Annotated in this window: 20 protein-coding genes; 10 read left to right on the forward strand and 10 right to left on the reverse strand. The window is 69.1% G+C overall.

The window, feature by feature from the left end; all coding sequences use genetic code 11:
- Window positions 1–50: 50 nt before the first annotated feature.
- Both ACOZ38_RS10860 and ACOZ38_RS10865 read right to left on the reverse strand, forming a co-directional pair.
- Window positions 51–707: a class I SAM-dependent methyltransferase gene (locus ACOZ38_RS10860; RefSeq protein WP_424530072.1), complete on the reverse strand. Its 657-nt coding sequence runs from the start codon at window positions 705–707 to the stop codon at window positions 51–53.
- Window positions 704–1,708 carry an EamA family transporter gene (locus ACOZ38_RS10865; RefSeq protein WP_424530073.1) on the reverse strand — a complete coding sequence of 335 codons (1,005 nt, stop codon included), beginning with the start codon at window positions 1,706–1,708 and terminating at the stop codon, window positions 704–706. Before ACOZ38_RS10865 ends, ACOZ38_RS10860 begins: the two co-directional genes overlap by 4 nt.
- Here ACOZ38_RS10865 and ACOZ38_RS10870 point away from each other — a divergent pair.
- Window positions 1,688–2,230 carry a MarR family winged helix-turn-helix transcriptional regulator gene (locus ACOZ38_RS10870; protein WP_424530074.1) on the forward strand — a complete coding sequence of 181 codons (543 nt, stop codon included), beginning with the start codon at window positions 1,688–1,690 and terminating at the stop codon, window positions 2,228–2,230. The genes ACOZ38_RS10865 and ACOZ38_RS10870 overlap by 21 nt on opposite strands.
- Before the next feature lie 82 nt (window positions 2,231–2,312).
- Here ACOZ38_RS10870 and ACOZ38_RS10875 read toward each other — a convergent pair whose 3' ends face one another.
- The 4 genes from ACOZ38_RS10875 to ACOZ38_RS10890 form a co-directional block, all read right to left on the reverse strand.
- A complete protein-coding gene (locus ACOZ38_RS10875; protein ID WP_424530076.1) occupies window positions 2,313–3,086 on the reverse strand; it encodes a maleylpyruvate isomerase family mycothiol-dependent enzyme in 774 nt (257 codons plus the stop codon).
- A 137-nt stretch (window positions 3,087–3,223) separates the two neighbouring features.
- Entirely contained in the window at window positions 3,224–3,835 is a 612-nt protein-coding gene (locus ACOZ38_RS10880; protein WP_405145967.1) for a dTDP-4-dehydrorhamnose 3,5-epimerase family protein, read from the reverse strand.
- A gap of 28 nt (window positions 3,836–3,863) precedes the next feature.
- Window positions 3,864–5,105 (reverse strand): methyltransferase domain-containing protein, encoded by a 1,242-nt coding sequence (locus ACOZ38_RS10885; RefSeq protein ID WP_405145969.1) that lies wholly within the window; start codon window positions 5,103–5,105, stop codon window positions 3,864–3,866.
- 18 nt (window positions 5,106–5,123) lie between these two features.
- Window positions 5,124–6,245, reverse strand: coding sequence for a DegT/DnrJ/EryC1/StrS family aminotransferase (locus tag ACOZ38_RS10890; protein WP_424530078.1), 1,122 nt, complete (start codon window positions 6,243–6,245; stop codon window positions 5,124–5,126).
- Between the two features lie 234 nt (window positions 6,246–6,479).
- Between ACOZ38_RS10890 and ACOZ38_RS10895 the strand changes: the two genes are divergently transcribed.
- The gene (locus tag ACOZ38_RS10895) at window positions 6,480–7,394 is read left to right on the forward strand and encodes a putative sugar O-methyltransferase (protein WP_424530079.1); all 915 of its coding nucleotides are present in this window, start codon (window positions 6,480–6,482) and stop codon (window positions 7,392–7,394) included.
- A 174-nt stretch (window positions 7,395–7,568) separates the two neighbouring features.
- On the opposite strand, the gene ACOZ38_RS10900 is transcribed toward ACOZ38_RS10895, so the two are convergent.
- Window positions 7,569–8,759, reverse strand: coding sequence for an acyl-CoA dehydrogenase family protein (locus ACOZ38_RS10900; RefSeq protein ID WP_424530080.1), 1,191 nt, complete (start codon window positions 8,757–8,759; stop codon window positions 7,569–7,571).
- 444 nt (window positions 8,760–9,203) lie between these two features.
- On the opposite strand from ACOZ38_RS10900, the gene ACOZ38_RS10905 reads away from it, so the two are divergent.
- Entirely contained in the window at window positions 9,204–10,598 is a 1,395-nt protein-coding gene (locus ACOZ38_RS10905; RefSeq protein WP_405145975.1) for an NDP-hexose 2,3-dehydratase family protein, read from the forward strand.
- Window positions 10,599–10,778: 180 nt separating this feature from the next.
- Here the strand turns inward: ACOZ38_RS10905 and ACOZ38_RS10910 are convergent, their stop codons facing one another.
- A complete protein-coding gene (locus ACOZ38_RS10910) occupies window positions 10,779–12,260 on the reverse strand; it encodes an FAD-binding oxidoreductase (RefSeq protein ID WP_424530081.1) in 1,482 nt (493 codons plus the stop codon).
- A 467-nt stretch (window positions 12,261–12,727) separates the two neighbouring features.
- Between ACOZ38_RS10910 and ACOZ38_RS10915 the strand changes: the two genes are divergently transcribed.
- The 6 genes from ACOZ38_RS10915 (at window position 12,728) to ACOZ38_RS10940 (ending at window position 19,791) form a co-directional block, all read left to right on the forward strand.
- A complete protein-coding gene (locus ACOZ38_RS10915; RefSeq protein ID WP_424530083.1) occupies window positions 12,728–14,017 on the forward strand; it encodes an activator-dependent family glycosyltransferase in 1,290 nt (429 codons plus the stop codon).
- A 173-nt stretch (window positions 14,018–14,190) separates the two neighbouring features.
- Window positions 14,191–14,823 carry a hypothetical protein gene (locus ACOZ38_RS10920; protein WP_424530084.1) on the forward strand — a complete coding sequence of 211 codons (633 nt, stop codon included), beginning with the start codon at window positions 14,191–14,193 and terminating at the stop codon, window positions 14,821–14,823.
- 510 nt (window positions 14,824–15,333) lie between these two features.
- Complete coding sequence (rfbA, locus tag ACOZ38_RS10925) at window positions 15,334–16,206, forward strand: glucose-1-phosphate thymidylyltransferase RfbA (RefSeq protein ID WP_424536985.1); 873 nt, start codon at window positions 15,334–15,336, stop codon at window positions 16,204–16,206.
- A gap of 369 nt (window positions 16,207–16,575) precedes the next feature.
- Complete coding sequence (locus tag ACOZ38_RS10930; RefSeq protein WP_424530086.1) at window positions 16,576–16,920, forward strand: YciI family protein; 345 nt, start codon at window positions 16,576–16,578, stop codon at window positions 16,918–16,920.
- 42 nt (window positions 16,921–16,962) lie between these two features.
- A complete protein-coding gene (locus ACOZ38_RS10935) occupies window positions 16,963–18,261 on the forward strand; it encodes an RNA polymerase sigma factor (protein WP_424530087.1) in 1,299 nt (432 codons plus the stop codon).
- 282 nt (window positions 18,262–18,543) lie between these two features.
- Window positions 18,544–19,791 carry an ROK family protein gene (locus tag ACOZ38_RS10940; RefSeq protein ID WP_424530089.1) on the forward strand — a complete coding sequence of 416 codons (1,248 nt, stop codon included), beginning with the start codon at window positions 18,544–18,546 and terminating at the stop codon, window positions 19,789–19,791.
- 411 nt (window positions 19,792–20,202) lie between these two features.
- Here ACOZ38_RS10940 and ACOZ38_RS10945 read toward each other — a convergent pair whose 3' ends face one another.
- Window positions 20,203–21,006: an SAM-dependent methyltransferase gene (locus ACOZ38_RS10945; protein WP_424530090.1), complete on the reverse strand. Its 804-nt coding sequence runs from the start codon at window positions 21,004–21,006 to the stop codon at window positions 20,203–20,205.
- A gap of 537 nt (window positions 21,007–21,543) precedes the next feature.
- Between ACOZ38_RS10945 and ACOZ38_RS10950 the strand changes: the two genes are divergently transcribed.
- Complete coding sequence (locus ACOZ38_RS10950; RefSeq protein WP_424530092.1) at window positions 21,544–22,389, forward strand: permease-like cell division protein FtsX; 846 nt, start codon at window positions 21,544–21,546, stop codon at window positions 22,387–22,389.
- An 89-nt stretch (window positions 22,390–22,478) separates the two neighbouring features.
- Here ACOZ38_RS10950 and ACOZ38_RS10955 read toward each other — a convergent pair whose 3' ends face one another.
- Window positions 22,479–23,348, reverse strand: coding sequence for a neutral zinc metallopeptidase (locus ACOZ38_RS10955; protein ID WP_424530094.1), 870 nt, complete (start codon window positions 23,346–23,348; stop codon window positions 22,479–22,481).
- Window positions 23,349–23,516: the final 168 nt, after the last annotated feature.

Below are 23,516 nucleotides of genomic sequence, written 5' to 3' on the forward strand. Positions count from 1 at the left end.
AGTGGCATCCGTACATGTACCGAAAAATCATTCCCGTGCGACCTGGCAGGTCATGGCCGGACGGCCAGCACCCGGAAGCTGATGCCGCGTGTCATCCGGGACACCGACTCGATCTGGAAACCGGCCTGCTCCAGGTACGGCCGGGGATCGCGGGTGAGGTAGTCGGCTTCGAACCGCACGAACACCGGTTCCACCAACCGCATCCCAGCCCGGATGATCGGGTTGCTTGACGGCCCATGCTCGGCAAGCACGAACCGCCCGCCCGGCTTGAGCACGCGGTAGGCCTCGCGCGCCGCGGCCGCTGGGTCCGGGATGGTGCACATCGTGAACGTGGACAGTACGGTGTCCGCGATGCCGTCGGGCAACTCCAGGCGCTGCACATCGCCCTGCCGCAACTCCACCCGCTCGCCGAGCCCGGCCCGCGCCACCCGCCGCCGCGCCAGTTCCAGCATGCGCTCGGACAGTTCGATCCCGACCACCGTGACGCCGGCGTCGTACAGCGGCAGGTTGAGCCCGGTGCCGACCGCGATCTCCACGATATGGCCGCGCGCCTGCCCGACGGCCCACTCCCGGCTACCCGGAAACAGGCGCCGCTCCCAGGCCCGCATCTGGTCGTCATACCGATCCGCGATCCGGTCGAACACCTGGCGCACGTCGGCATCCGTCGTAACACGCATCGAGTGACCTTTCTGGACTCCGTACATCATTTCACCACATGGGGCGGCGAAAGATCGCACGATGCTCCCCCGCCTGCCACTCTGCCACGATCGGGACGCCGGGCTCTGACGAGCGTGATGAGGCGAGCCGTGAAAGGCTGGCCGAAAAGGATCCCGAGGAAGACCAGTGCGAGTCCGCAGATCTGTTGAGCGGCGAGCGTCTCACCGGCGGCCACGGTGCCGAGCAGGACACCGGTCATCGGGTTGAGTAGCCCGATGAGCCCCACCGTCCCAGCGCTCAGGTGCCGCAGTCCCGTGAACCAGGCGGCGAAGGCGAGAGCGGTCGCGACGACCGTGACATAGCCGAAGCCGATCAACGCGGGTCCGTCCAGGGCGGGCGGTGATCCCTCCACCGCGACCGCGACCGGCAACAGGACCAGTCCGCCGGCGATGAGCTGCCAGGAAGTCAGCGAGAAGACATCGACGTCCGCGCTCCACTTCTTGGCGAGCACGTAGCCGAGGGACGACATCGCCATGGCCATGATGGAAGCGAATACACCGGAGGCGTTCACGGTGCTCGCGCCGTCCAGCAGCATGAGACAGACGCCCCCGATGCCGACAGCGGCTCCGGTCATGTGCGTCGTCCGCGGGCGCTCGGAAAGCGCCGCCCAGGCGAACAGCATCATCACGATCGGCGAGGTCGCCATGACCGTCGACGCGATGCTCGTCGGAAGCGTCTGCGCCGCCAGATAGACCAGTGCGAAGAACGCGCTCATGTTCATGGTGCCGAGGACCAGCGATTTCCACCACCATGACCCCTGGGGAAGCCTCCTGTGCACAAGGAGGAGCAGCAGACCCGCCGGCAGCGCCCGGATCGCCGCCCCGTACAGCGGGTATTCGGCCGGCAGGAACCGATGGGTGACGAAATAGGTAGTGCCCCACGCCACGGGTGCGATCGCGGTGACAGGCACCCACCGGAGATTAGCTTCCATGGAAGCTAATATAGCTTCCATGGAAGCTATATTGGAGAGGTGAGTGAGCGCCTCGACCATGTCGCCCGCATCCAGCAGGCCTGGGCCCGTGAACGACCCGACGTGGATGTGCGGCCCCAAGGTGTGATCGGACGGCTGCACCGCGTCGCCGACCACCTCACCGAACAGCTTTGTGTCGTCTACCGGCGCTATGGGCTCGGGGAGGGGGAGTTCGATGTGCTCGCCACCCTCCGACGCGCCGGTGAGCCCTTCGAACGTGCACCCGGAGAGCTCGCCGCGTTCACCATGGTCACCACGGGGGCCATGACCAAACGCATCGACCGGCTCGAACGCGACGGGCTGGTCACGCGCCGTCCCAGCACGAGCGATCGCCGCGCACGTGTCGTCGCACTCACCGATGCCGGCAGGGAGCTGATCGACCAGGCGTTCGGCGAGCACATGCGCAATGAACGCCGGCTCCTCGACCACCTGACGCCGGAAGAGGCGGCGCAACTGGAATCGCTTCTCACCACCTGGCTCGCGTGCTTCGAGACACCGCGCGAGACGGAGAACCGGGCGACGCGGCCATCCGACATGCGGTGACCACCTGGCCGAGCGGCGTCAGGCGCCCGGCCTCAACGTCGATTCGAATGCGCCACGAGCCCGGCGCCGACTCGGCGAGGGGTCACTGCGTCGCGGCGGTTCGCAGGGCGTGGAACTGCTTCAGCAGGGCCTCGTCGCCGGAGACGCGCACGGAGGCGTCGTCGCCGCGGTTCCAGAGCCAGAGCAGGAGCGGGACCGCGTTCCCGCTCACCAGCGCGTCCCCCTCGAACCCGGTGGCCGCGTCCTTCACGTCCACATGGCCGGGCTGGGCGCCCTTGCCGGCGACGGCCGTCAGCGTCCAGGCGTGGTGGCTCGTGGAGATCGAGAGCGGGCGCTCGTCCGGCGCGTCGAGAAGGGTGCCGAAGTCGTCCAGCCAGCTGGTGCTGCCGTAGCCGACGAACAGCTTCAGGACCTCGTCGATGCCGTCGAAGGCGAGATCGTCCGGGACGGGGGACACCGGACGCCCCGCCGCGAGCTCGGCGTCGATGCGGTGGATCACCGTCTCCTGGGCCATGCGGCGGATCCAGAAGCCGACGGTCTGATCGGGTTCGTGCCATGTGGCCGCGTGGTCGGCGGGGGAGTGCGCCGAGAACTGCCCGGTCAGCACGGCGTGGGTCCTGTCGAGCGAGGTCACGGGATCGGGGTCGAGCACGCCGGGCGGCCACTCTTCGGGGAAGGCCCCGAGCCGGATGCACTCGGCCTTGTGCAGGTAGACCTCGGCGACATGCCGCGCGAGCTCTCCGACGGACCAGTCGGGGCAAGATGGCACGCGTGCTGACGGATCGGTGCCGGCGACGGCGGCACGCAGTAGAGCGAAGTCGTCATCGAGACAGCTGAGAAGCCGGGAGAAGTCCATCCGCCTATCGAACCAGTCTTCCCCCGCTCACCTGTAATGAATTTCCTCTCGCCGGACTCGCCGGACTCGCCGGACTCGCCGAAAGCCGGAGCGCCCCGCCAGAGATCTTCTGACGGGACGCTCTCATGCCGATCGGGTCACACGGGGAGCCGCTGGCTCAGCTCCGCCTCCTGCCGCAGGCAGGTGTCGTAGTCCGGCAGCGCGCCGGCGGCCAGCGCCTCGGCCAGGGTCGGGGCCTCGCGGTCCCGGTCCGACACGATCGGTTCCAGCCCGGCGGGCAGCGGAATGGCGAGCTCGTGATCGAACGGCGACACCGCCAGCTCGTTCTCGGCCACGTACTCCACCGACAGCGCGTACGACATCATGCTGTTGGGCTCCAGCGACACGAACATGTGCGCCATGCCGACCGGAATGTAGACCGAACGGAAGTCGCGGTCGTCCAGGATCACCGAGTCCCACCGGCCGAAGGTCGGCGAGCCGACGCGGATGTCCGCCACGATGTCGAGGACACGTCCGCGCGGGCAGTACACGAACTTCGCGCAGCCCGGTGGCGTGCGGCAGTAGTGCAGGCCACGCACCACGCCGGGCCGCGAGACACTGCAGCTGATCTGGGACACCGACGGTGGCCGGTGCCCCACCGCGGCGACGAACGCCGACTCCTCCATCAGCGAGACGAACAGACCGCGATGGTCCGGGTACTGGCGCGGGGTGAACGCGACGGCGCCGCCGACCAGATTGTGCGGGGTCATGGTGTCCGCCCTCTCCTGGATGAGCCGGTCAGACGATGTGGACGTCGGGCACGTAGAGGATCCATCGCCCGCCCGCTTCCCGGAAGGCCTGCTCCTTGGCCATGATCTCCTCCGCGTGGTTCCACGCGAACAGCAGGGCGTAGTCCGGGTACGGGTTGGCGAACGCCTCGGCCGGCAGCACCGGGATGTGCGTTCCGGGGGTCAGCCGGTCCTGCTTGGCCGGTGTCGTGTCGCACACGAAGGAGACCAGGTCGCTGCCGATGCCGCAGTAGTTCGTCACGGTCGCGCTCTTGGCGGTGGCGCCGTAGGCGACCACCCGCTTTCCCTCCGCGCGCAGGCCGGTCAGAGTGGCGGCGAGGTCCTGGCGGATCGCCGCGACCCGGTCCCCGAACCGCTGCAGCGTCGACAGGTCGGTGAGGCCGCTCGCCTCCTCCTCGGCGATGAGCTCGGCGACGGCCGGTGACGGTGTGCGGACCCCGCTGCGGGCCAGCGTGTAGCGCACCTCCCCGCCGTGCACCGTGAGGCGCTCCACGTCCACCAGCTCGAACCCGAACTCCCGCGCCATCGCCTGGACGGACCCCGCGGCGAAGAAGAAGAAGTGCTCGTCGTAGATCTGGTCGAAGGAGTTCTTCCGCACGATGTCGCCCAGGTACGGGTCCTCGAAGACGAACACCCCGTCCGCGTGGAGCAGCGCGTCGACGCCCTTGAAGATCGAGGCGATGTACGGGATGTGGCACAGCGTGTTGGCCGCGAAGATGACGTCGGCCGCCCCGTGCGACTCGCGCACCCCTGCGGCCGTCGACTCCTCGAAGAAGTCGTTCAGCACCTCCACGCCACCGGCACGCGCGATCTCCGCCACGCCGCCGGAGGGCTCGAAGCCAAGCTGCCGCACGCCGGCGTCGCTGACCGTCTTCAGCATGACGCCGTCGTTGCAGCCGATCTCCACCACGAACGGGTCGGCCTGCCGCAGCTCGGTGCGCAGGAACCGCTCGGCCGTGGCACTGAAGTGCTCGCGCATCCTCGACGAACCGGACGAATGGTAGGGATAGTCCTCGTGGAACATCGCCTCCCGGGGCACCTGCTCGACCAGCTGCACCATCCGGCAGGAGACGCACTGGCCGACGCGCAGGCGGAAGAAGAACTCGCCCGGGATGTCCGCGGGGAGCAGGAAGCGATCGGACAGCGGCTGGCGGCCCAGGTCGAGGAATTCCTCCAACCGGGCCCCACAGACCTGGCAGCCGGATACGGTCATGGTGTTCCCTTCAGGCATTGGCGAGCTCCTTCCTTGTCAAAGCGCGGTGATGATCTCGCGGAGCGCGTCGATGACCCGGTCCTGAACCGCGAGCGGGAGCGAGGGGTACATCGGCAACGAGAAGATCTCGCCGGCGAGCTTCTCGGTCACCGGCAGTGACCCGCGCTGGTAGCCCAGGTGCGTGAAGCCGGTCATGGTGTGCACCGGCCACGGATAGCTGATGTTCAGCTGGATGTCGCGCTCTCCCAGCCGGCGCAGGATCTCGTCCCGCGCGGGATGGCGCACCACGTAGACGTAGTACACGTGCTCGTTGCCGGGGGCCGTGCGCGGCAGCACGAGGCCGCCCTCGCCGCACAGGTCGCCGAGCCCGTCGACGTACCGCTCGGCGATGGCGCGCCGGCCGGCGACGTACTGGTCGAGGCGGGTCAGCTTGCGGCGCAGGATCTCCGCCTGCACCTCGTCGAGCCGGCTGTTGTGCCCCGGCGTCTCGACGACGTAGTAGACCTCCTCCATCCCGTAGTAGCGCAGCCGCCGCAACCGGCCGTCGACCTCCGGGTCGCCCGTGATGACGGCGCCGCCGTCCCCGTACGCGCCGAGGACCTTGGTGGGATAGAAGGAGTACGCCGCGGCGTTCCCCATGGTGCCGGCGAGCCGTCCGCCGTGCCGCGCGCCGTGTGCCTGCGCGCAGTCCTCGACGATCACCAGCCCCCGGTCGGCCGCCAGCCGTTCGAGCGGCGCCATGTCGACGCACTGGCCGTACAGGTGCACGGGAAGCAGGGCGCGGGTGCGCTCGGTGATGAGGCCGGCCACCTGGTCGGTGTCCATGAGGAAGTCGTCCTCGCGGACGTCGGCGAAGACCGGGCGGGCGCCGGCGTTGTCGATGGCGACCACGGTCGGGGCGGCGGTGTTGGACACCGTGATCACCTCGTCGCCGGGGCCGACGCCGAGCGCCTGCAGCGCGAGGGTGATCGCGTTCGTCCCGTTGTCGACGCCGACGCAGTGACCCTGACCGTGGTAGGCGGCGAAGTCGCGCTCGAAGGCGCGCAGGCTCTCGCCGAGAACCAGTTGACCTGAGCGGAAGACGGTCTCCACCGCGTCGAGTAGATCAGCGTGCTCCTTCTCGTACTCCGGCAGGTAGTCCCACACCCGTACGGTCACGACGTTCCTCCTCGAAGAAGAGCGGGGCCACTCACCGTCTCAGGCTCGCACCCGGCCGGTGCCCGGGCATCTCCCGGCTTGCGCTTCCGGCCGGGCGGACGGCCGCGGGCCGAACGCCCTGCGCAACCCGTGAGATGCGGGCCTCGTGCGCCATGCGGCACGGTGAATGATGACGGCCCGCCGGTCGTCGTGGGCTTACCCGTCCCGGAGGTACGGGCCGGAAAGGGGAGGACCTTGTCTCAGAAGTACGGCGCGAGCGGGCTGTGGACGTACAACACCACCGCGAACGTCACGCGGGAGGCGGTACGGGATCTTCGTGACTTCAAGTCCAACGATGTGAACTTCAAGTTGGCACTGTGGAACCCCAGTACCAACGGCGTGCGGTACCTCAAGGCATTGGTCTACACGCTCGCCGGCGGACTGGACGCCGAGAACCGGCAGCGGCTGCGCAACATCGCCCACCGCGACGTGGGCGACCCGTTCTCCGTCACCTACGACGGTGAGACGGTGTGCCTCGACTACATTCAGGCGGTGTACGAGCTGGGGTTCATCACGCGGACGCTGGACCTCGACGGCCGCTCGGTGCTGGAGATCGGCGCCGGCTACGGGCGCACCTGCCACGCGATGCTGTCCAACCACGACGTCGCCTCGTACCACATCGTCGATCTCGAGAACACCCTTGAGCTGTCCTCGGCGTACCTGGCGGAGGTCCTCACCCCGGAGCAGTTCGAGAAGGTCACGTTCACACCGGTGTCGGACGTGGACGACACCGTCGCGGGCCGGCACTTCGACCTCGGCCTGAACATCGACTCGTTCGCGGAGATGGAGCCGGACACGGTGGTCGACTACCTCCGGCTGATCGCCGGCAACTGCGACCACCTCTACGTCAACAACCCGGTCGGCAAGTATCTCGACAAGACGCTGGACGACCACGTGCAGGGCGACGAGGTGGTGGCGCTGGCGCTGCGCACCGGCCTGCTCCGCGACGTCATCGACATCCACGACAACCGCGCCGTGGCCGCCGAGGTGCCGAAGTTCCTGGACGCGTACCGGCCGGGACCGGCATGGAGCTGTGTGGCCGACGGTCCCGCCGTGCCGTGGAGCTACTACTGGCAGGCGCTCTACCGGGCGGATTCCGCGGCGGTGTAGCCGAAGTCGACCCAGCCCCGGGCCGGTCGCGCCACTGGTGACCGTGCTCGGGGCATCTTGGCGTTCATGGGCTCGGCCGTGGTGCGCCTGCTCGCCGCCCGGCGCCTGTGAACGACACACCGCCCGGGCCGCGCCGATGCGCTGCCGGGCGGTGCGGTATGCCGGGCCGGCCGCTCAGCGTGCGGCGGGCGCGCTCACGCGGTAGCTCATGTAGTCGTTGTCACGGTCGATGCCGAGCGCCTGGCCGCTGAGGAAGTCCACCGCGTCGACGTAGGTGTACGGCTGCATGAACCACCCGGCGCGCACGTCGCGGTAGAGGCGCGACAGCGGGTGCGCCGCCCCGTAGCCCGCGCCGCCGACGACGGTCAGGCAGTCGTTGACCACCGACAGCGCCAGCCGGTTCACCGCCAGCTTCGCGCACTGGAACGGCACCATCATCCGCCTGCCGCGCTCGTCCAGGTCACCGGTGAGGTCGTCGTTGAGCTCGTCGGCATTGGCGAGCGCCGCCGCGGCCGAGGCCTGAAGCGTGTAGAGGTTGGACTCGATGTCGGAGACCAGGCCCCGCACGGCCGCGGGCGGCGCGGCTGGCCGGCGCGCGGCCGCACCGATCGCGATGTCACGGGCGGCGCGGGCGACGCCGGCGTAGATGCCGAGCATGGTGATGGAGCTGACGGTCTGCCCGGCCAGCGCACGGTCGCTGTGCGCGCCGACCACTCCCCGGTGAAGCACGTCCTCCGCGGGGACCCGGCAGCCGTCCAGGACGATGCCGTACGTGCCCGACGCCCGCATGCCGAGGCCGTCCCACTCGGGCAGGACCGTCAGCCCGGGTGCGGAGCGGTCGAGCACCGCGGCGGCCAGTGTGACCGGCTCGCCGTCGACGACCTTCTGGGTGTGCACCACGAAGTGGGTGGCGAGCGGCGCGAGGCTCACGAGCGTCTTGCGGCCGGACAGCAGCCAGCCGCCGCGCCCGTCGGGCGTCACCCGGGTCACCGCCGTGTGGTGGTCCTTCACGGCGCCGCAGATCACGAACCGTTCGGACGCCATGCCCCGCAGCAGCCGCTCCGCCAGCGCGCGCACCGGCGCCGAGCCGTGCTGCCAGTCGTAGGCGAGGGTCAGGCCGCGGCTGAACTGCACGTGCAGGGCGAGCGCGGTGGAGGCGTCGGCCTCGGCGACGGCGGCCAGCACCGTGGCGACGTCGGACAGGCACGAGACGCCCATGCCGCCGAGCTCCTCGGGGACGGTCCCCGCCATGACGCCGTTGTCGAGGAACCGCTCAAAGGTCTCCACCGGGAACTCGCCGGAACGGTCGAGGGCGGCGGCGCCGTCCCGGATCCGGGCGACATCCTGCTCTACCAGGGCCAGCAAGGCTCGGCCGTTCGACGTGACGGGCGTACCGAACCGTCCGGCAGGCACACGAGTGGCGCTCCGAGTCGACATGGACACTCCGGGAGGTCTGGCGGGCGATGACGACCTTCGAGGTCAGCGAACCGCCGGGATGGCGGCTCGAAATCGACCGTAACACCGCAGAAGCGCTGTTGGACGGGTGCAGGTGGAGAGTGCGCAACGCCGAAGAAACGTGGCCACGAGGCGGACCGATGAACGCAAGCCGGAAGGTGCGCCGCCGTCGGCAGGGGGGTCACGATCGACCCAAGCGATCGATCCGGAGGAACGTATGCGTGTCCCGTTCGTGACGGCGCCCTTCCGGTCCCCCCTCTACGTCCGGGTGCCGCCGACCCGGACGACGCGCGCCTCGGGACCCCGCTCCGGGTGCCCTTGGACACCCGTCTTCACCGAGAGGTGGTGCCGTAGATGACGGTACAGACGCTGCTGGCAGCGCGCGAGGACCTGGCCCTTCCCGGCCGGTTGGCGCGTTCGATCGCGGTCCGTGACGCCGGCGCCCAGATGCGGACCGCGGACTTCGACGCCTGGCTCAGGGACCGCGCCCGGGCACATCCCTTCATAGTGGAGCGAATCCCCCTCGCGGACCTGGAAGGCTGGTCATTCGACCCGCACACCGGCGATCTCCGGCACCACAGCGGGCGGTTCTTCAGCGTCGACGGACTGGATGTGACGGTCGGCGAACCCGGCGCTCCGCCGATCGCCTCCTGGCAGCAACCCATCATCGTCCAGCCCGAGGTTGGCATCCTCGGCATCCTGTGCCGGGAGATCGACGGCGTCCTGCACCTGCTGATGCAGGCGAAGATGGAGCCGGGCAATCCCGGCCTGCTCCAGCTGTCACCGACCGTCCAGGCGACGCACAGCAACTACTCCCGCGTGCACAAGGGCGCCGCCGTCCGCTACCTGGAGTACTTCCTCGAGCCCGGACGCGGGCGGGTGCTCGCCGACGTCCTGCAGTCCGAGCACGGCTCGTGGTTCCTGCAAAAGCGGAACCGCAACATGGTCATCGAGGTGGACGAGGACGTCCCTCTCGCCGAGGACTTCTGCTGGCTCACGCTCGGCCAGATCGGCGAGCTGCTCAAGCGCGACAACGTGGTCAACATGGACTCGCGCACGGTCATCGCCTGCATCCCGGCCGCCGACGCGGAGAGCGGCGCCTGGCACTCGGACACGGACCTGCTGTCCTGGTTCAACGCGCAGCGGTCCCGGTATCGGCTCACCTCCCGCCGCATGCCGCTCGCCCAGGTCTCCGACTGGGGACGCGACGAGTACTCGATCCACCATGTCCATGGGCGCTACTTCAAGGTGGTCGCCATGGCGGTCGGCGCGTCGAACCGCGAGGTCGCCGGCTGGACGCAGCCCCTGTTCGAACCGGTGCGCCCGGGCCTGACGGCGTTCGTGATGCGCCGCTTCGGCGGGGTGCCGCACCTGCTGGCCCATGCCCGTATCGAGGGCGGCTTCCTCGACACGGTCGAGCTCGGGCCGACGGTCCAGTGCACTCCCGAGTACTACACGGATCTGCCACCCGAGCGGCGCCCCGCGTACCTGGACCTCGTGATGCGGGCCGGGCCCGCGGACATCCTCTATGACGCCGTGCACGCCGAAGAGGGCGGCCGGTTCCTCAACGCCGTCAACCGGTACCTCGTCGTGGAGGCCGGCGAGCACACCGCGCCGACCACGCCGCCGCGTGGCTTCCGGTGGGTCACCACGCCGCAGCTCACCTCCCTGGTGCGGCACGGCCACTACGTCAACGTCCAGGCCCGCACGCTGCTCGCCGCCATCACCACCCGGGCGGTCGCGCTCTGATCCGCGCAGTCGAGGCAGTGCGCCGCCGTCCGGTCATCGAGCCGGCGGCGGCGTTGCCGTATCCGCCTGTACCGGGGCGCGTACGGCAGGCCCCTTCTAGTTGACTCAGCGGTGACCTCGGAGTTCGAGGTCACCGCTGATTCGTTCAACGACCGGGGCGACGGTCCGCAGGACCGCCGATCAGCCGATGCTCTGGGCGAAGTGGAAGAACCGGTGCGGGTCGTACTTGCGCTTGATCTGGACCAGCCGGGGATAGTTCTCCGCGTAGTAGGCCTGGCGCCAGTCCGGCAGCGCCGGGTCCATGTAGTTCTGGTAGCTCTCGCGCAGCGAATCACGGTCGAGCACCCGGAAGCCGTCGGCGAGCCATTCCTCGCAGGCCGCCGCGTCCTCGGCGGTGTAGTCCGGGTTGGTCAGCGACACGGTGTAACCGGTGAGCATCTTGGTGGTCCTGTGGACGTACGCGGTGTCCGTCCTGGCCGGCCCGTTGGCCGCGCCGCCCAAGGTCTCGAAGTAGAGCATGCGGAACTGCCCGGTGCGTCCAGACTCGGTGAACGTCTCCAGCAGCCGGTCGACGTTCGGCGTGGGCACCGGCCCGCCGAACATGCGGTTGCGGGTGCGGTAGAAGTTGTCACGGGGCATCTGCGCCTCGGGGGAGTACCCGACGCGGTGGCACTGGTCGGTCGACAGCTCCCCGCAGCCGTAGAACTCCATGATGGCGTCGTACACCGGCTTCTCCGCGACCATCCGGTGGACGGGGCTCACGCCCACCATTCCCACCAGCGTGTCGAGGTGACGGTCGAGCTCCTCCACGCCGCGGTACCAGGCGCCGTAGATGAACAGCTGCGGCGGGCCCGTCCCCGCGTCCGGGTTCATCGCGATCAGGTAAGCGGCGAGGTCGTCGGGCGACCCGATCGCCCACGGCTGCCACTGCTCGATGAGCTGCTTGGCGGCCTCCCACGGCCAGGCCACCATGTAGTTCACCATGGTGCTGACGTGCACCGGCTTGAGCTCGTAACTGGTGACGACACCGTAGTTGCCGCCGCCGTTGCCGCGCAGCGCCCAGAACAGGTCAGGGTGCTCCTCGGCCGAGGCGCGCACGACGTGCCCGTTCGCCAGTACGACGGTGGCCCCGACCATCCGATCGCTCGCCAGCCCGAACTTGCGGGTCTGCCACCCGACGCCACCGCCCTGGACGAAGCCACCGACGCACACGGTGGGGCAGGTGCCGCCCGCCAGCACCAGCCCGTGCGGTGTCAGCGTGTTGAGGACGTCGACCTGCTGGGCGCCCGCGCCGACGACGACGTTCGGCCCCTTGATCCGTACGTGGTTCAGCCGGGAGACGTCCAGGACCACGCCCTCCGTGGTCGAGTACCCGCCGAAACTGTGCCCGCCACTGCGAGGGACGGTGTGCAGCGACTTGTCCTGCGCGAAGGCGATGACGGCCTGCACGTCCTGCTCGGTCGTGCAGTAGGCGACGGCCCGCGGATTGATCGCGTCGAACTGGCCGATCGCCAGCTCCCGTGCGTGCGCGTAACGAGGATCCGACGGCAGGATCAGGTCACCGCGCAGATGGCGGCGCAGCGAATCCCAGTCGACCGCGCGGCCGCGGGTGCCGGTGCCGTCCGCGTGGCCGACGGATCCAGAGGTGAATGTATTGGACATGACCGCTGCTCCGATACCGAGACCGAGTTGCAGAAACGTACGACGACTTTCCGAGCTCATCTCAGAAGTCTTTGAGATCGGGTATCGCCATGCATCTTCTGGTGTGCTGACTTAACGCCTATGCCTGTTCAGCCACCGGCCCTCGGCGCGATGACGCCGGCCGTACCTCCGTATTCCCGGCGATTCATTTCCGCTGGACGCGCGGCATTCCCGCGATGGCCGGGCACCGCAATCCAGAAGACGCGCCGCGACGGCGCCCGACGCCATACTGGGTGCCGAGCGTCGACTCGATTAAACGGCACCCAGACGGTACGAAAGCCGGCCGGAAACCACCCACCGACGCGACGACCGTCCGCAGTGCGCCCCGCGTCTCGGGAGTTCGTCCAGGGGCCCCGCCGGCCGGCCGCCGTCAGGGCGCGTCACCGGGCACAGCCTCTACCGCTCATCATCTAGGTGGAAGGACTCCGATGCGGATTCTCTTCGTAACCAACCCCTTCAAGTCACACCTGTTCGTGCAGGTGCCGCTGGCGTGGGCGCTCCGTGCCGCAGGGCATGAGGTGTGCGTCGCCGGCCCGCCGGACATGGCCGACGACATCGCGAACACCGGACTGCCCGGCGTATCGGTCGGCGAGATGCTTCTGCTCGAAGAGAAGATGGCGCAGGCGGGGCCGGTCGAGGAGTCGGCGGAGCCCGTCGACAGCAGGGGCCAGGCCACCGGAAAGTCGGTACAGACCGATTTCGGGTGGGGCGATCCGTACGTCGAACTCGCGGATTTCGCCGGGGGCGTGCACGCGGTGTTCTTCCCGGACTCCACGGTCGACGACCTGGTCGACTTCGCTCGTAGCTGGCGTCCCGACCTGGTGATCACGGACCCGACCGCCTTCCCCGGCGCGGTGGCGGCCAAGGCCGTCGGCGCGGCGCACGCCCGGATGCTGTTCGGCGTCGACAGGGCGGTGCAACTGCGTTCGGCCTGCCTGGCCCAGCCGGACTCCGCCGGTGACCCGCTGCGGGACTGGCTGCAGCCGACCATGGAGCGGTTCGGCTTCGAGTTCGACGAGTCGACGGTCTCGGGGGACTGGACCATCTCTCCCATGCCGCCGTGGATCTGGCGGCCGGAGGGCGTGCACTACCTCCCGATGCGCAATGTGCCGTTCAACGGTCCCTCCCCGACACCGAGGTGGGTGTACGAGCAGCCGACCCGCAGGCGCATCTGCGTGACGATGGGCCTCTCGCACCGAGACGCCAACGTCGTCGGTGTCGCGGCCTCGGCCCGTGATCTTCTCGACGCGATGGCCGACCTCGACGTCGAGGTGATCGCCACCCTCAATGCCCAGCAGCTCGAGTCGGTGACGGCCCTGCCGGACAATGTCCGTGCCGTCGACTTCGTCCCGCTGAACGCGCTGCTGCCCACGTGTTCGGCGATCGTCCACAGCGGCGGGGCCGGGAGCTTCGCGTCGGCGCTCGAACACGGCGTCCCGCAGATCATCGTGCCCAACGGCTACAAGGTCGAGAACTGGTGGGGTCCGGTGGCCATGGCGAACGGCCTGGAGGGCCGCGGCGCCGGGGTGTACGCGGCCAATGCCGACAGGCTGACCGCCGACGGGCTGCGGGACAGCCTCAAGCTGGTCCTGGAGGACCCGTCGTTCGCGGCGAACGCCGCTCAGGTGCGCACCGAGGTGAGAGCGATGCCGAGCCCGAGCGATCTCGTGCCGGCCCTGGAGAGGCTGACGGCCGAGTACCGCACGTCGCGTCCTTGATCTCGGCAGCCGGCCTACGGCGCCGAACTCCCCGCACCAGACCTACGCACCACCGTGTGGATCGACAGACCCGATTGATTCAGCAGATCAACGAACAACTCGACAGGTTCCGCTAATGGCACAGGCTGCCCCGGTGCGTACGCAACATTGAGTCTGAGAGGAAGGGCCTCGCAATGCACCCCGCTGTTCATGACTATGACTCGACGAAATTTGACTTCGTTTCGATCTTGAGTGGGATCTACGACGTCGACGACCTGGCAAAGCTCCGTGCCGACGTGCCCATCGACGTGCTGACGGTGGAGACCGACCAGGCCACCGACTTTCACGCCAAGTTCTATGACGCGTTTGAGCCGAGCATCCGAACCCTTTACCGGGAATTCATCGCATCCATTGTTCCCGATGTCCTGAAGACCGACGAGTTCTGCTTCCAGCGCGTTCCGACCTTCCGGATCCACCTCCCGGGAAACGTCGCGGTCGGCGAGTTCCACACCGACGGCGACTACAACCACGGCGACGGCGAGATCAACTTCTGGGTCCCCTTCACCCCGGCCTGGGGTTCTAACTCGGTCTGGATCGAGGACGAACTGGGTTCCGCGAAGTACGAGCCGGTGACGTTGAACCCCGGGCAGGCCCTGGTCTTCGACGCGGTCAACTGGAGCCACGGGAATGTCGTCAACGAGACGGGCCACACCAGGGTCAGCTTCGATTTCCGGTGCATTCCGCTGAAGAACTACACCGCCTCCACGCTGAAGTCCGTCGACGCCGGTCTCGGTCTGTGGATCGGCGAATACTTCGACGTACTCTAGGCGAGGAGTCGCTCTGATCGGCGATAGCCGGACCAAAGCATATGAAGCGGTCGTGTTGGTAGGCGCGCAAGGCGGTCTTGCCGGCACCGGGCGAGGCCGAGGCCTCGACGGGCGCGCCATGCGGGTGAGTGGAGCCGTGCCCGGACAGGGGCTCGGCTCGTTGCCGCCTGTTCGGTACGCCGGAACGCGGCCGCCGGCACTCGTGATCCCGATGCCGCGGTCCAGCCGAAGTGGCCGAGTCGTCCGTGACCGCCGCCGAGCCGCCGGCGGGCGTCACCCACGACCGTCCGGGCCGCGCACGCCTTGCGCCGGGCCGCGCACGCCTTGCGCCGGGCCGCGTGCATCTTGCGCCGGGCCGCGTGCACCTTGCGCCGGGCCGCGTGCGCCTTGCGCCGGGCCGTGCGTGTCTTGCGCCTGCCGCCGGGTCGATCACCGGTCGGGCCGTCCCGTGCCGAAGGTTCGTCCGGACGAACCGACCACTGACCTACGAATCGAAGAACGGACCGGATGATGAAGGGAATCGTTCTCGCTGGCGGCAACGGTACACGGCTGTTCCCGCTGACTTTGGCGACGTCCAAGCAACTGCTTGCCATCTACAACAAGCCGATGGTCTACTACCCGCTCTCCGTGCTGATGCTGGCCGGGATCCGGGAGATATTGATCATTTCCACTCCCTCCGCCATCCCGGTCATGCAGAGCCTGCTCGGCGACGGCTCCAAGCTCGGCCTGGACCTGTCCTACGCGGTGCAGAACGAGCCGCGCGGCATCGCCGAGGCCTTCCTGATCGGCGCCGACCACATCGGCGGCGACAGCTCGGCGCTGATCCTCGGCGACAACCTCTTCCACGGTGCCGGGTTCCCGGAGTTGCTGCGCCGCTCCCGGGAGTCGCTCGACGGCTGCATCATGTTCGGCTACCCCGTGTCCGACCCGGAGCGCTACGGAATCGGCGAGGTCGACTCCAAGGGCAACCTGGTCTCCATCGAGGAGAAGCCGCTGCGCCCGCGCTCCAACAACGCCATCACGGGCCTGTACTTCTACGACAATGAAGTTGTCGACATCGCCCGAGATCTCGCCCCCTCGCCCCGCGGCGAACTGGAGATCACCGACGTCAACCTCGAATACCTCAAGCAGGGCCGCGCGGGACTGACCCGGCTGAGTCGTGGCTACACCTGGCTCGACTGCGGCACCCACGATTCCCTGCTGGCCGCCAGCCAGTACGTGCAGGCCATCGAGAAACGCCAGGGCGAGCGGGTGGCCTGCCTGGAGGAGATAGCCCTGCGGATGGGCTTCATCGACGCCGAGGCCTGCTATCGGCTCGGCGCCGGAATGCGGCAGTCCGACTACGGCCGGCACCTCACGGAGATCGCCTATGCGCTGGACTGAGCCGTCCGGCGCTTAGCGGGTCGCCGTCAGTCGTCACCCGTCGGGCTCGATCGGCGCGGCTGCGGGCCGGGGGACAGTCCGGTACCGCCGCCATCGGCCTCGTGATCCGGCGGCGGAAGACCTGGTGGCGGGCGGCGCATATGCTCGGACCCATCGCGTCTGACCAGCGGGTGCCACGGTGTGTGCCGGGCGGGACCGATCGGCAAGCGGTCGCCCGGGGGCTACGCGGAGTCGGCGATGGTTCGACGGGTCGCCGGCGGCGTCGTGGAGAAATCTTCGGGGGCGTGTCGATACGGCCGGGTCCCATTCGTCGTCATCTTGTACGGCGACCCGTCGCCCGAAGACAACAGAACACACAGGAGTCTGACCATGAAATACATGATGCTGATCTACAGTGCCGCGACGAACGACGCGGCAGCCGCGGGCAGCTTCGAGGACTGGGTGACCTACGACAAGTCGGTGAAGGAAGCGGGCATCTGGGTCGCCGGAGACTCGCTGGCGGACCTCACCACCGCCACGACGGTCCGGGTCGGCCCGGCGGGTGATCGGACCGTCACGGACGGGCCGTTCGCCGAGACCCGCGAGATCCTCGGCGGCTTCTACGTCATCGACGTGCCGGACCTCGACGTCGCGCTCGACTGGGCAGCCCGTTGCCCCGGAGCGCGCGGCGGCGGCTCGGTCGTGGTGCGGCCGATCGCCGAGTTCGACGTCTGAGAGCGATGAACGACTGGGCCGCCCAGTTCGAGGTCTGAGGCGATGGACGAGCGGGCCGCCGGTGCGGGGACGCACGCCGGGTCCTCCGTGGACTCGTCCGTGGAGTCGATGTTCCGTGAGGAGCGTGGCCGGCTGCTCGCCTCCCTCGTCCGCCGCTTCGGCGACCTCGACCTGGCCGAGGAGGTCGCCTCCGAGGCCATCGAGGCGGCGCTGGTGCACTGGCCGGTCGAGGGCGTTCCGGCCAGGCCGGGGGCCTGGCTGCTGACGACGGCGCGGCGCAAGGCCGTCGACCGGCTGCGGCGGGACCAGGCGTACGCCGCCCGGCTCGCCATCCTGCAGGTGGAGGCGGACCGGGCCGCCCCGGCCCCACCCGCGGACGCGAACAGCGATCTGCCCGACGAGCGGCTGCAACTGTTCTTCACGTGCGCCCACCCGGCTCTTCCCGCCGACGATCGCACGGCACTGACCCTGCGTTGCCTTGCCGGCCTGACGACGCCGGAGGTGGCGCGGGCGTTCCTCGTCCCGTCCGCGACGATGGCCCAGCGCATCGTACGGGCGAAGAAGAAGATCCGCGAGGCTCGCATCCCGTTCCGCGTACCGGGTGCCGACGAGCTGCCGGAGCGCCTGCCGGGAGTGCTCCAGGTCATCTATTCAATCTTCACCGAGGGGTACGCGGCCAGCTCGGGCCCGGACCTGCAGCGCCTCGACCTCGCCGAGGAGGCCATCCGGCTGGCACGGATCCTGCGCCGGTTGCTGCCCGCCGAGCGGGAGGTCGCCGGGCTGCTCGCGCTGATGCTGCTGACCCACGCGCGACGCGACGCCCGTACCGGTGCGGATGGCGAGCTCGTGCTGCTCGATGACCAGGACCGCGGCCGCTGGGACCGCACGATGATCGAGGAGGGGGGCGACCTGGTGCTCGTCGCGCTGACCGGCGGCCCGCCCGGCCTGTACGGGGTTCAGGCCGCGATCGCCGCTCTGCACGACGAGGCCGCGGACGTCGCGTCCACCGACTGGCCGCAGATCGTCGCGCTCTACGACGTGCTGCTCGCCATCGCGCCATCCCCGGTCGTCGCGCTGAACCGGGCGGCGGCGATGGCGATGCGGGACGGGCCGGAGGCGGGCCTGGCGCTGCTCGACGAACTGGCCGGCGAGCCGCGGCTCCGCGGTCACCACCCCTACCCGGCGGCCCGGGCGGAACTGCTGCGCCGGCTCGGACGGCTCCCGGAGGCCGCGGCGGCCTACCGGGAGGCGCTCGACCTGGTCGGCACGGAACCGGAAAGGGCGCACCTGCGGCGCAGGCTGGACGCGGTCGAGGGCTCGGACGGCACGGCCGGCAAGTGACGCCGGGTTCACCACCTGACCAAGGGCCGTGAGGTCGGGTGAGTACCTACCGGCTTCCACGGGAATGCTGGACGGGCTGGAGGCCGCCTACCGATTTCGACGGCTCGTTGATGTTCACAATTGTTCGGGACTATGGCGTCTTTGACGAGATACTGCCGCAGCTACCGGTTGGTATTGTCGCGTTGTGACAGGATCTGTCGTGTTGTCGCGGTCGGCGTGGACGCTCTGGCGTGCCGTTGTGGCGGGCAACGATGACAACCCCGAGTCGTCAGGATCCCCACGATGCTGAAAGCCGGTCCGTCCCAGGAAGAGATTCGCCAGCACAATCTCGGCACTCTGCTCCGGCACGTGCACCTGGGCGGCGCGGTCTCCCGTGCGGCGCTGGCCGACCGGATGGGTCTGAACCGCAGCACGATCAGAGCGCTCACCGCTGAGCTCACCTCCGCGGGCCTGGTCCGCGAGGAGCTCCCCAAGGAGACCGGCAAGGCGGGCCGGCCGTCGCTGGTGGTCCGGCCGGAGACCGACCGGGTGTACGTACTGGCCTTCGACATCCGCGTGGACCGGCTGGTCGCCGCCAGGGTCGGTCTGGGCGGAGTGATCTTGGACCGCAGGGAGGCGGTCCGCCCGCGCGCCGGGGTCGACCTCGACGACGTGGTGGGGGTGCTCGCCGGGTTCGCCCGCGAGATGCACCGCAATGCGCGTACGGACTCGGTGTGCGCCGGAGTCGGCGCGGCGTACTGCGGCATGATCAGGCCCGGTGACGGCATGGTGCGTTTCGGGCCGAACATGGGCTGGGTGGACCAGGCCTTCGGTGCCGAGCTCGGCGTCAGGCTGGGGCTCGGGCTGCCGGTCCTGGTAGGGAACGAGGCCCACCTGGGCGCGCTCGCCGAGCATGAACGCGGGGTCGGCATCGGCTTTCAGAACCTCATCTACCTGCACGGGGATGTCGGCGTGGGCGGCGGGATCATCGTCGGCGGCAAGCTGCTGGACGGCGACGGCGGGTACGGCTGCGAGGTCGGGCACATGATGGTGAACCCGTACAACGGGCGGCCGTGCGGGTGCGGCTCGCGAGGCTGCCTGGAGGCCGAGGTCGGCGAGCAGGCCCTGCTCGACGCCGCGGGCCGGTCCTCCGTCGAGCCGGCCGGTCGCGAGGGCGTACGGGCCGTCGTGGCCGCCGCCGACCGCGGCGACGCGGTGGCCAGGGATGCGCTGCGCCGCATCGGCGACTGGCTCGGCATCGGGGTGGCGAACCTCATCAACCTCTTCAACCCGGGCATGGTGATCTTCGGTGGGATGCTCCGTGAGGTCTACCCGGGCTCGGCGGCCCAGGTCCACAGCCGGGTGGAGGCCAACGTGCTGGTGATCTCACGGGAGAAGGTCCAGCTCCGTACCTCGGCCCTCGGCGACGACGCCACCCTGATCGGCGCCGCCGAACTCGCCTTCTCCAAACTACTGACCAGCCCCCTGGAAGTACTCGCCCACATGACGACACACCAGACCGCACACCGCCGGCAAGCTCTGGCCCGCTGAAACCACCGCTCTGTGAGCGGGCCGACTTGCCAACGCTGCCGACCTGGCGGTGCCGCCGGATAGTGCGCCGGGCCGCAAGGGAGAAGTCGGCCGCCGAGAAGTCCGGGCCGTACCGCATTAGCAGCCAATCCTTGGGATCGGCGCATTGGATGTTCCAACCGGTGTAGACGCTGGTCGGCCCGAACGCCACCGTCACCCCTTGTCCCACGAACTCGTGGGTCTCCGCATGGATCAGCGACACCCGCCCCAGGGCCGCGCTGACCGGAGGCTACCCTCGGCGACGGTGACCGTCTCGCCCGCTCTGTACGAGGCCACCGACCACGGGAGACGAAGGTGACCTCAGACGGTCGTGGATTTTCGCGAGCGGCTACGCCCCCGTCAGATGCGGAGATCCCGGGGCACCGATGGAGGTCAGCGGATGAGGCCGACTCCGCTGAAACCGTCGACGCCGGGGAGCGCGGGAAGGCTGGGCTCGTCCGCCTCCGGACGCCAGTCGTCGGTGGACACCAGGCCGGGCTCGACGAGCTCGAAGTCGTCGAAGAAACGCTGGATCTGCGCGCGTGACCGGGGGGTCGCCGAGCCTGCGGAGGTCCGGGTGTAGAGCTCACGGCCGGCGCGGATCTTGTCCTCCTCGAGGTCGCCGAAGGACAGGTGGCTGATCGCCATCGCGCTTCCGGGGGCGAGCCGGTCGCCCAGCGTCTTGACGATCCGCTCGGCGACGTCGTCCTCGGGGATGAAGTGGAGTACGGCGAGCAGGAGCAGGCCGACCGGCCGGTCGAAGTCGATGTGCGCGCTGACGCGCGGATCGTCGAGGACGGCCTCGGGCTGCCTCAGGTCGCCGTCCAGCACGATGGTCTGCCGGTTGTCCGCGAGCAGGGCACGCCCGTGGGTGAGCACGATGGGATCGTTGTCGATGTAGACGATCCGGGATTCGGGGGCGACGCGCAGCGCCACCTGGTGGACGTTCTCCTGGGTGGGCAGGCCCGCCCCGATGTCGAGGAACTGGCGGATTCCCGTCTCGGCCATGAAGCGGACGGCGCGGCTGAGGAACCGCCGGTTGGAGCGGACGCCTTCCCTGACATTGGGCGTCAGCTCGGAGATCTTCTCGGCCGCCGCCCGGTCGGAGGCGAAGTTGTCCTTGCCGCCGAGAAGATAGTCGTAGATCCGGGCAACGCTCGGAACCGTCGGGTCGATCCCCGGCGATACCTGTTCCATGTCCATCCGCCCACCCTTACATGCGTTCTGTTGATCTTAAGGTATCCGATGGGCACCCCAGGTTGGAGGCCTGAATGACCAGCCGAGTGACAACGCCCTCGTGCAAGCCTCACCGGGTGGGCCTGGCGCTGTCGCGGAGCCGCGCGATCGCATGGCTCGGAGCGGAGGCGGTGGTATTTCGCTGGACCAATCTGACCCGCCGGAAATTCGGGTGTGCCGGCTCGCATTGATCTGTAGCGTTGCGTTTAGTTCGGCGGGCCGGGAGTGGGTACGGATCGAAGGACATCGGTTATCTCGTTGAATCAGATCCGCCGGTGTCCGTTCACATATCCGTGCCGCCTCAAGGCCCGCTCGCCGAGAACGCCGGCGTGCTGTTCGAGGCCGTCGCCGAGGACGGCCCGCGGGTCGTCTCGCTTCCATGGAAACACCTGCGGACCTGCAATGATGCATGGCTGTGTGACCGCGGCGGCTGGCTTGGCCGTGCGCCGGCCTTGGGTGAGTTGACCTTGGCGCCGTTCGCCGGACACAGTCGTGCGCATGCCCCTCGAAGAAGGCCCAGAGAATCCCGGTGCGCGCTGGAAGCGGCCGGCGGTGCTGGCCATCGTGGCGGTCGTGGTGATCCTGCTTGCCGGGCTCGGCGCTGGGGTGTGGGTCCTCCGCCGCCCACCGGCCGAGCCTTTGCCGCCGCCCGACGTCCCGTGGCCGACGACGGGGGAAGCGTCGGTGTTTCTGTGCGGGAGTGACAGCGTGCAGGACAACTGCGGCGAGCGTGCGATCACGGCCGCGCAGCGCCTGACGGTCGAACGCACCCTCCGGGGCCTGCCCGAGGTGTCCGCCGTGCGGTTCCGGTCGCGTGCGGAGGCGCTCAAAGACTTCAAGGAGGACCCGGGCCTGAGCGCCCCGCTCCCCACTGGGATCCGCGAATCCGATATGCCGGAATCGTTCGTGGTGGACCTGACCGCGACGGGCGACTTCCAGCGGAAGGTGGAGGCGCTGCCCGGAGTCTCGGGCGTCTACATGGGCGGGACGAGCTTCTGGGCCGGCAAGACCGATGTGGTCATCCGGCTCTGCCCGCAGGACCCTCAGGAGAGGGACTCGCGGTGCGTCGGGCGCGGCGCGGCCGGCGCGGCCGAGAAGGCCGCCGTCTACCGGGTCCTTCGCGCCCTGGACGGTGTCGGGGCGATCTACCTGGAGGATCGTGGGCACGCCACGAAGGACGCCTACTGGACGACGTTCGCCAAGTCGTCGGACACCACAAAGCCCCTCGCGTACATCTCGGAGTCCTTTCATCTGGTCCTCGACGCTCCCGAGGCCGTCGACCGCGTCAGGCGCGCAGTCGGTGAGCTCCCCGGTGTGAACAGCGTCGGGAAAGAGCTCTCCTGACTGGAGGCCGCCCGTCAGCGGCGCGGACGATGAGGCGGGGGCGGCCGGACGGGGAAAGGGTCAATGCCCGCTGATGTAGCGGTGGCGGGTCAGGTGACGGCTTGTGGGTGGGCCGTCCAGGTGTTGCAGGTGCGGGGATTGGCGGACCTGTAGCCTCGTTCGAGCCATTTGAGCTGGGTCGAGAGCCGGCCGTGGTCGCGTACCCAGCTCGCCGGGAGCGTCCCGTAGTACCAGGAGCGGAACTCCCACCAGGCGGGCATCTCATCGCCCATCGCCTTGATCGCGACACCCGCGAAGCACTCGGCCTGGAGTTCGAGCCGCCTGCTCAGGAGGTCCTTCTTGCCCTTCGACTTGGTTCCGATCACCTCGTCCCACATGTAGTCGCTGATGTTCGTCATGTTCTGGAGGTGGTGGCCGTACTCGTGGGCGGTCACCTCCGCCACCCAGGACGCGCCGCTCGGCTGGAGCTCGGCGCGCTCGACGAGGACGTAGTACGTCCTGGTCTCGTCGCAGTACGTGCCGCCGGCCCCCTTGGAGGGCATGAGCCCGCAGTCGCGATCCTTCACGCGGTGGCGCACGAACTTGCGCTTGGGCGGGGTGAAGTAGATGCGCGTGCGCTCGAACTCGCGCGCCCAGATCCGGTCGAGGCAGGACGAGACCGCCCCGAGGTAGCGCTTCATGGACGCCCAGTCGCCGGCCCTGATGGCGGGGATCCGGCAGCTCGCCTTCGCCCGCGGCGCGGTGTAGAGCCGGCTCTTCACCGCGGCGGTGCGGTCGTACGGCAGCGGCAGCGTCTTCGAGGCGGACCTCGACGGCGACGGCGACGGTGAGGTCGACGGCGAGACCAGCGGCGTCGCGGACCACTGTGGCACCGCCATGGGGATCGGGTCGGGCTGGGGCTCCGTCGTGCACGCGGCCGTGAAGGCGCAGACCAGCAGCAGCGGGAGGAGACGGCGCATGATCGTGGAGCTTATGCACCGCTTATTACGAATCGGGCACTCATGGTGGAATATCCGGTAGTTGGGCTTCTTCCAGGATGCTCTTCCGGGTGAAATGCCGTTTCACGCCTGCGAATCGCGGATGCGCCTGGGTAACGTGGCGTGGTTGAGAAGCGGGCCGCCAAGTGT

Source organism: Sphaerisporangium viridialbum, from assembly GCF_049674955.1.
Taxonomy (GTDB): Bacteria; Actinomycetota; Actinomycetes; order Streptosporangiales; family Streptosporangiaceae; genus Sphaerisporangium; species Sphaerisporangium viridialbum.

Coding starts and splice junctions, on each gene's coding strand:
- ACOZ38_RS10860 (WP_424530072.1), bottom strand. CDS start 707: ATGATGTACGGAGTCCAGAAAGGTCACTCGATGCGTGTTACGACGGAT.
- ACOZ38_RS10865 (WP_424530073.1), bottom strand. CDS start 1,708: ATGGTCGAGGCGCTCACTCACCTCTCCAATATAGCTTCCATGGAAGCT.
- ACOZ38_RS10875 (WP_424530076.1), bottom strand. CDS start 3,086: ATGGACTTCTCCCGGCTTCTCAGCTGTCTCGATGACGACTTCGCTCTA.
- ACOZ38_RS10880 (WP_405145967.1), bottom strand. CDS start 3,835: ATGACCCCGCACAATCTGGTCGGCGGCGCCGTCGCGTTCACCCCGCGC.
- ACOZ38_RS10885 (WP_405145969.1), bottom strand. CDS start 5,105: ATGCCTGAAGGGAACACCATGACCGTATCCGGCTGCCAGGTCTGTGGG.
- ACOZ38_RS10905 (WP_405145975.1), top strand. CDS start 9,204: ATGACGGTACAGACGCTGCTGGCAGCGCGCGAGGACCTGGCCCTTCCC.
- ACOZ38_RS10910 (WP_424530081.1), bottom strand. CDS start 12,260: ATGTCCAATACATTCACCTCTGGATCCGTCGGCCACGCGGACGGCACC.
- ACOZ38_RS10915 (WP_424530083.1), top strand. CDS start 12,728: ATGCGGATTCTCTTCGTAACCAACCCCTTCAAGTCACACCTGTTCGTG.
- ACOZ38_RS10920 (WP_424530084.1), top strand. CDS start 14,191: ATGCACCCCGCTGTTCATGACTATGACTCGACGAAATTTGACTTCGTT.
- rfbA (WP_424536985.1), top strand. CDS start 15,334: ATGAAGGGAATCGTTCTCGCTGGCGGCAACGGTACACGGCTGTTCCCG.
- ACOZ38_RS10930 (WP_424530086.1), top strand. CDS start 16,576: ATGAAATACATGATGCTGATCTACAGTGCCGCGACGAACGACGCGGCA.
- ACOZ38_RS10935 (WP_424530087.1), top strand. CDS start 16,963: ATGGACGAGCGGGCCGCCGGTGCGGGGACGCACGCCGGGTCCTCCGTG.
- ACOZ38_RS10940 (WP_424530089.1), top strand. CDS start 18,544: ATGCTGAAAGCCGGTCCGTCCCAGGAAGAGATTCGCCAGCACAATCTC.
- ACOZ38_RS10945 (WP_424530090.1), bottom strand. CDS start 21,006: ATGGAACAGGTATCGCCGGGGATCGACCCGACGGTTCCGAGCGTTGCC.
- ACOZ38_RS10950 (WP_424530092.1), top strand. CDS start 21,544: ATGCCCCTCGAAGAAGGCCCAGAGAATCCCGGTGCGCGCTGGAAGCGG.
- ACOZ38_RS10955 (WP_424530094.1), bottom strand. CDS start 23,348: ATGCGCCGTCTCCTCCCGCTGCTGCTGGTCTGCGCCTTCACGGCCGCG.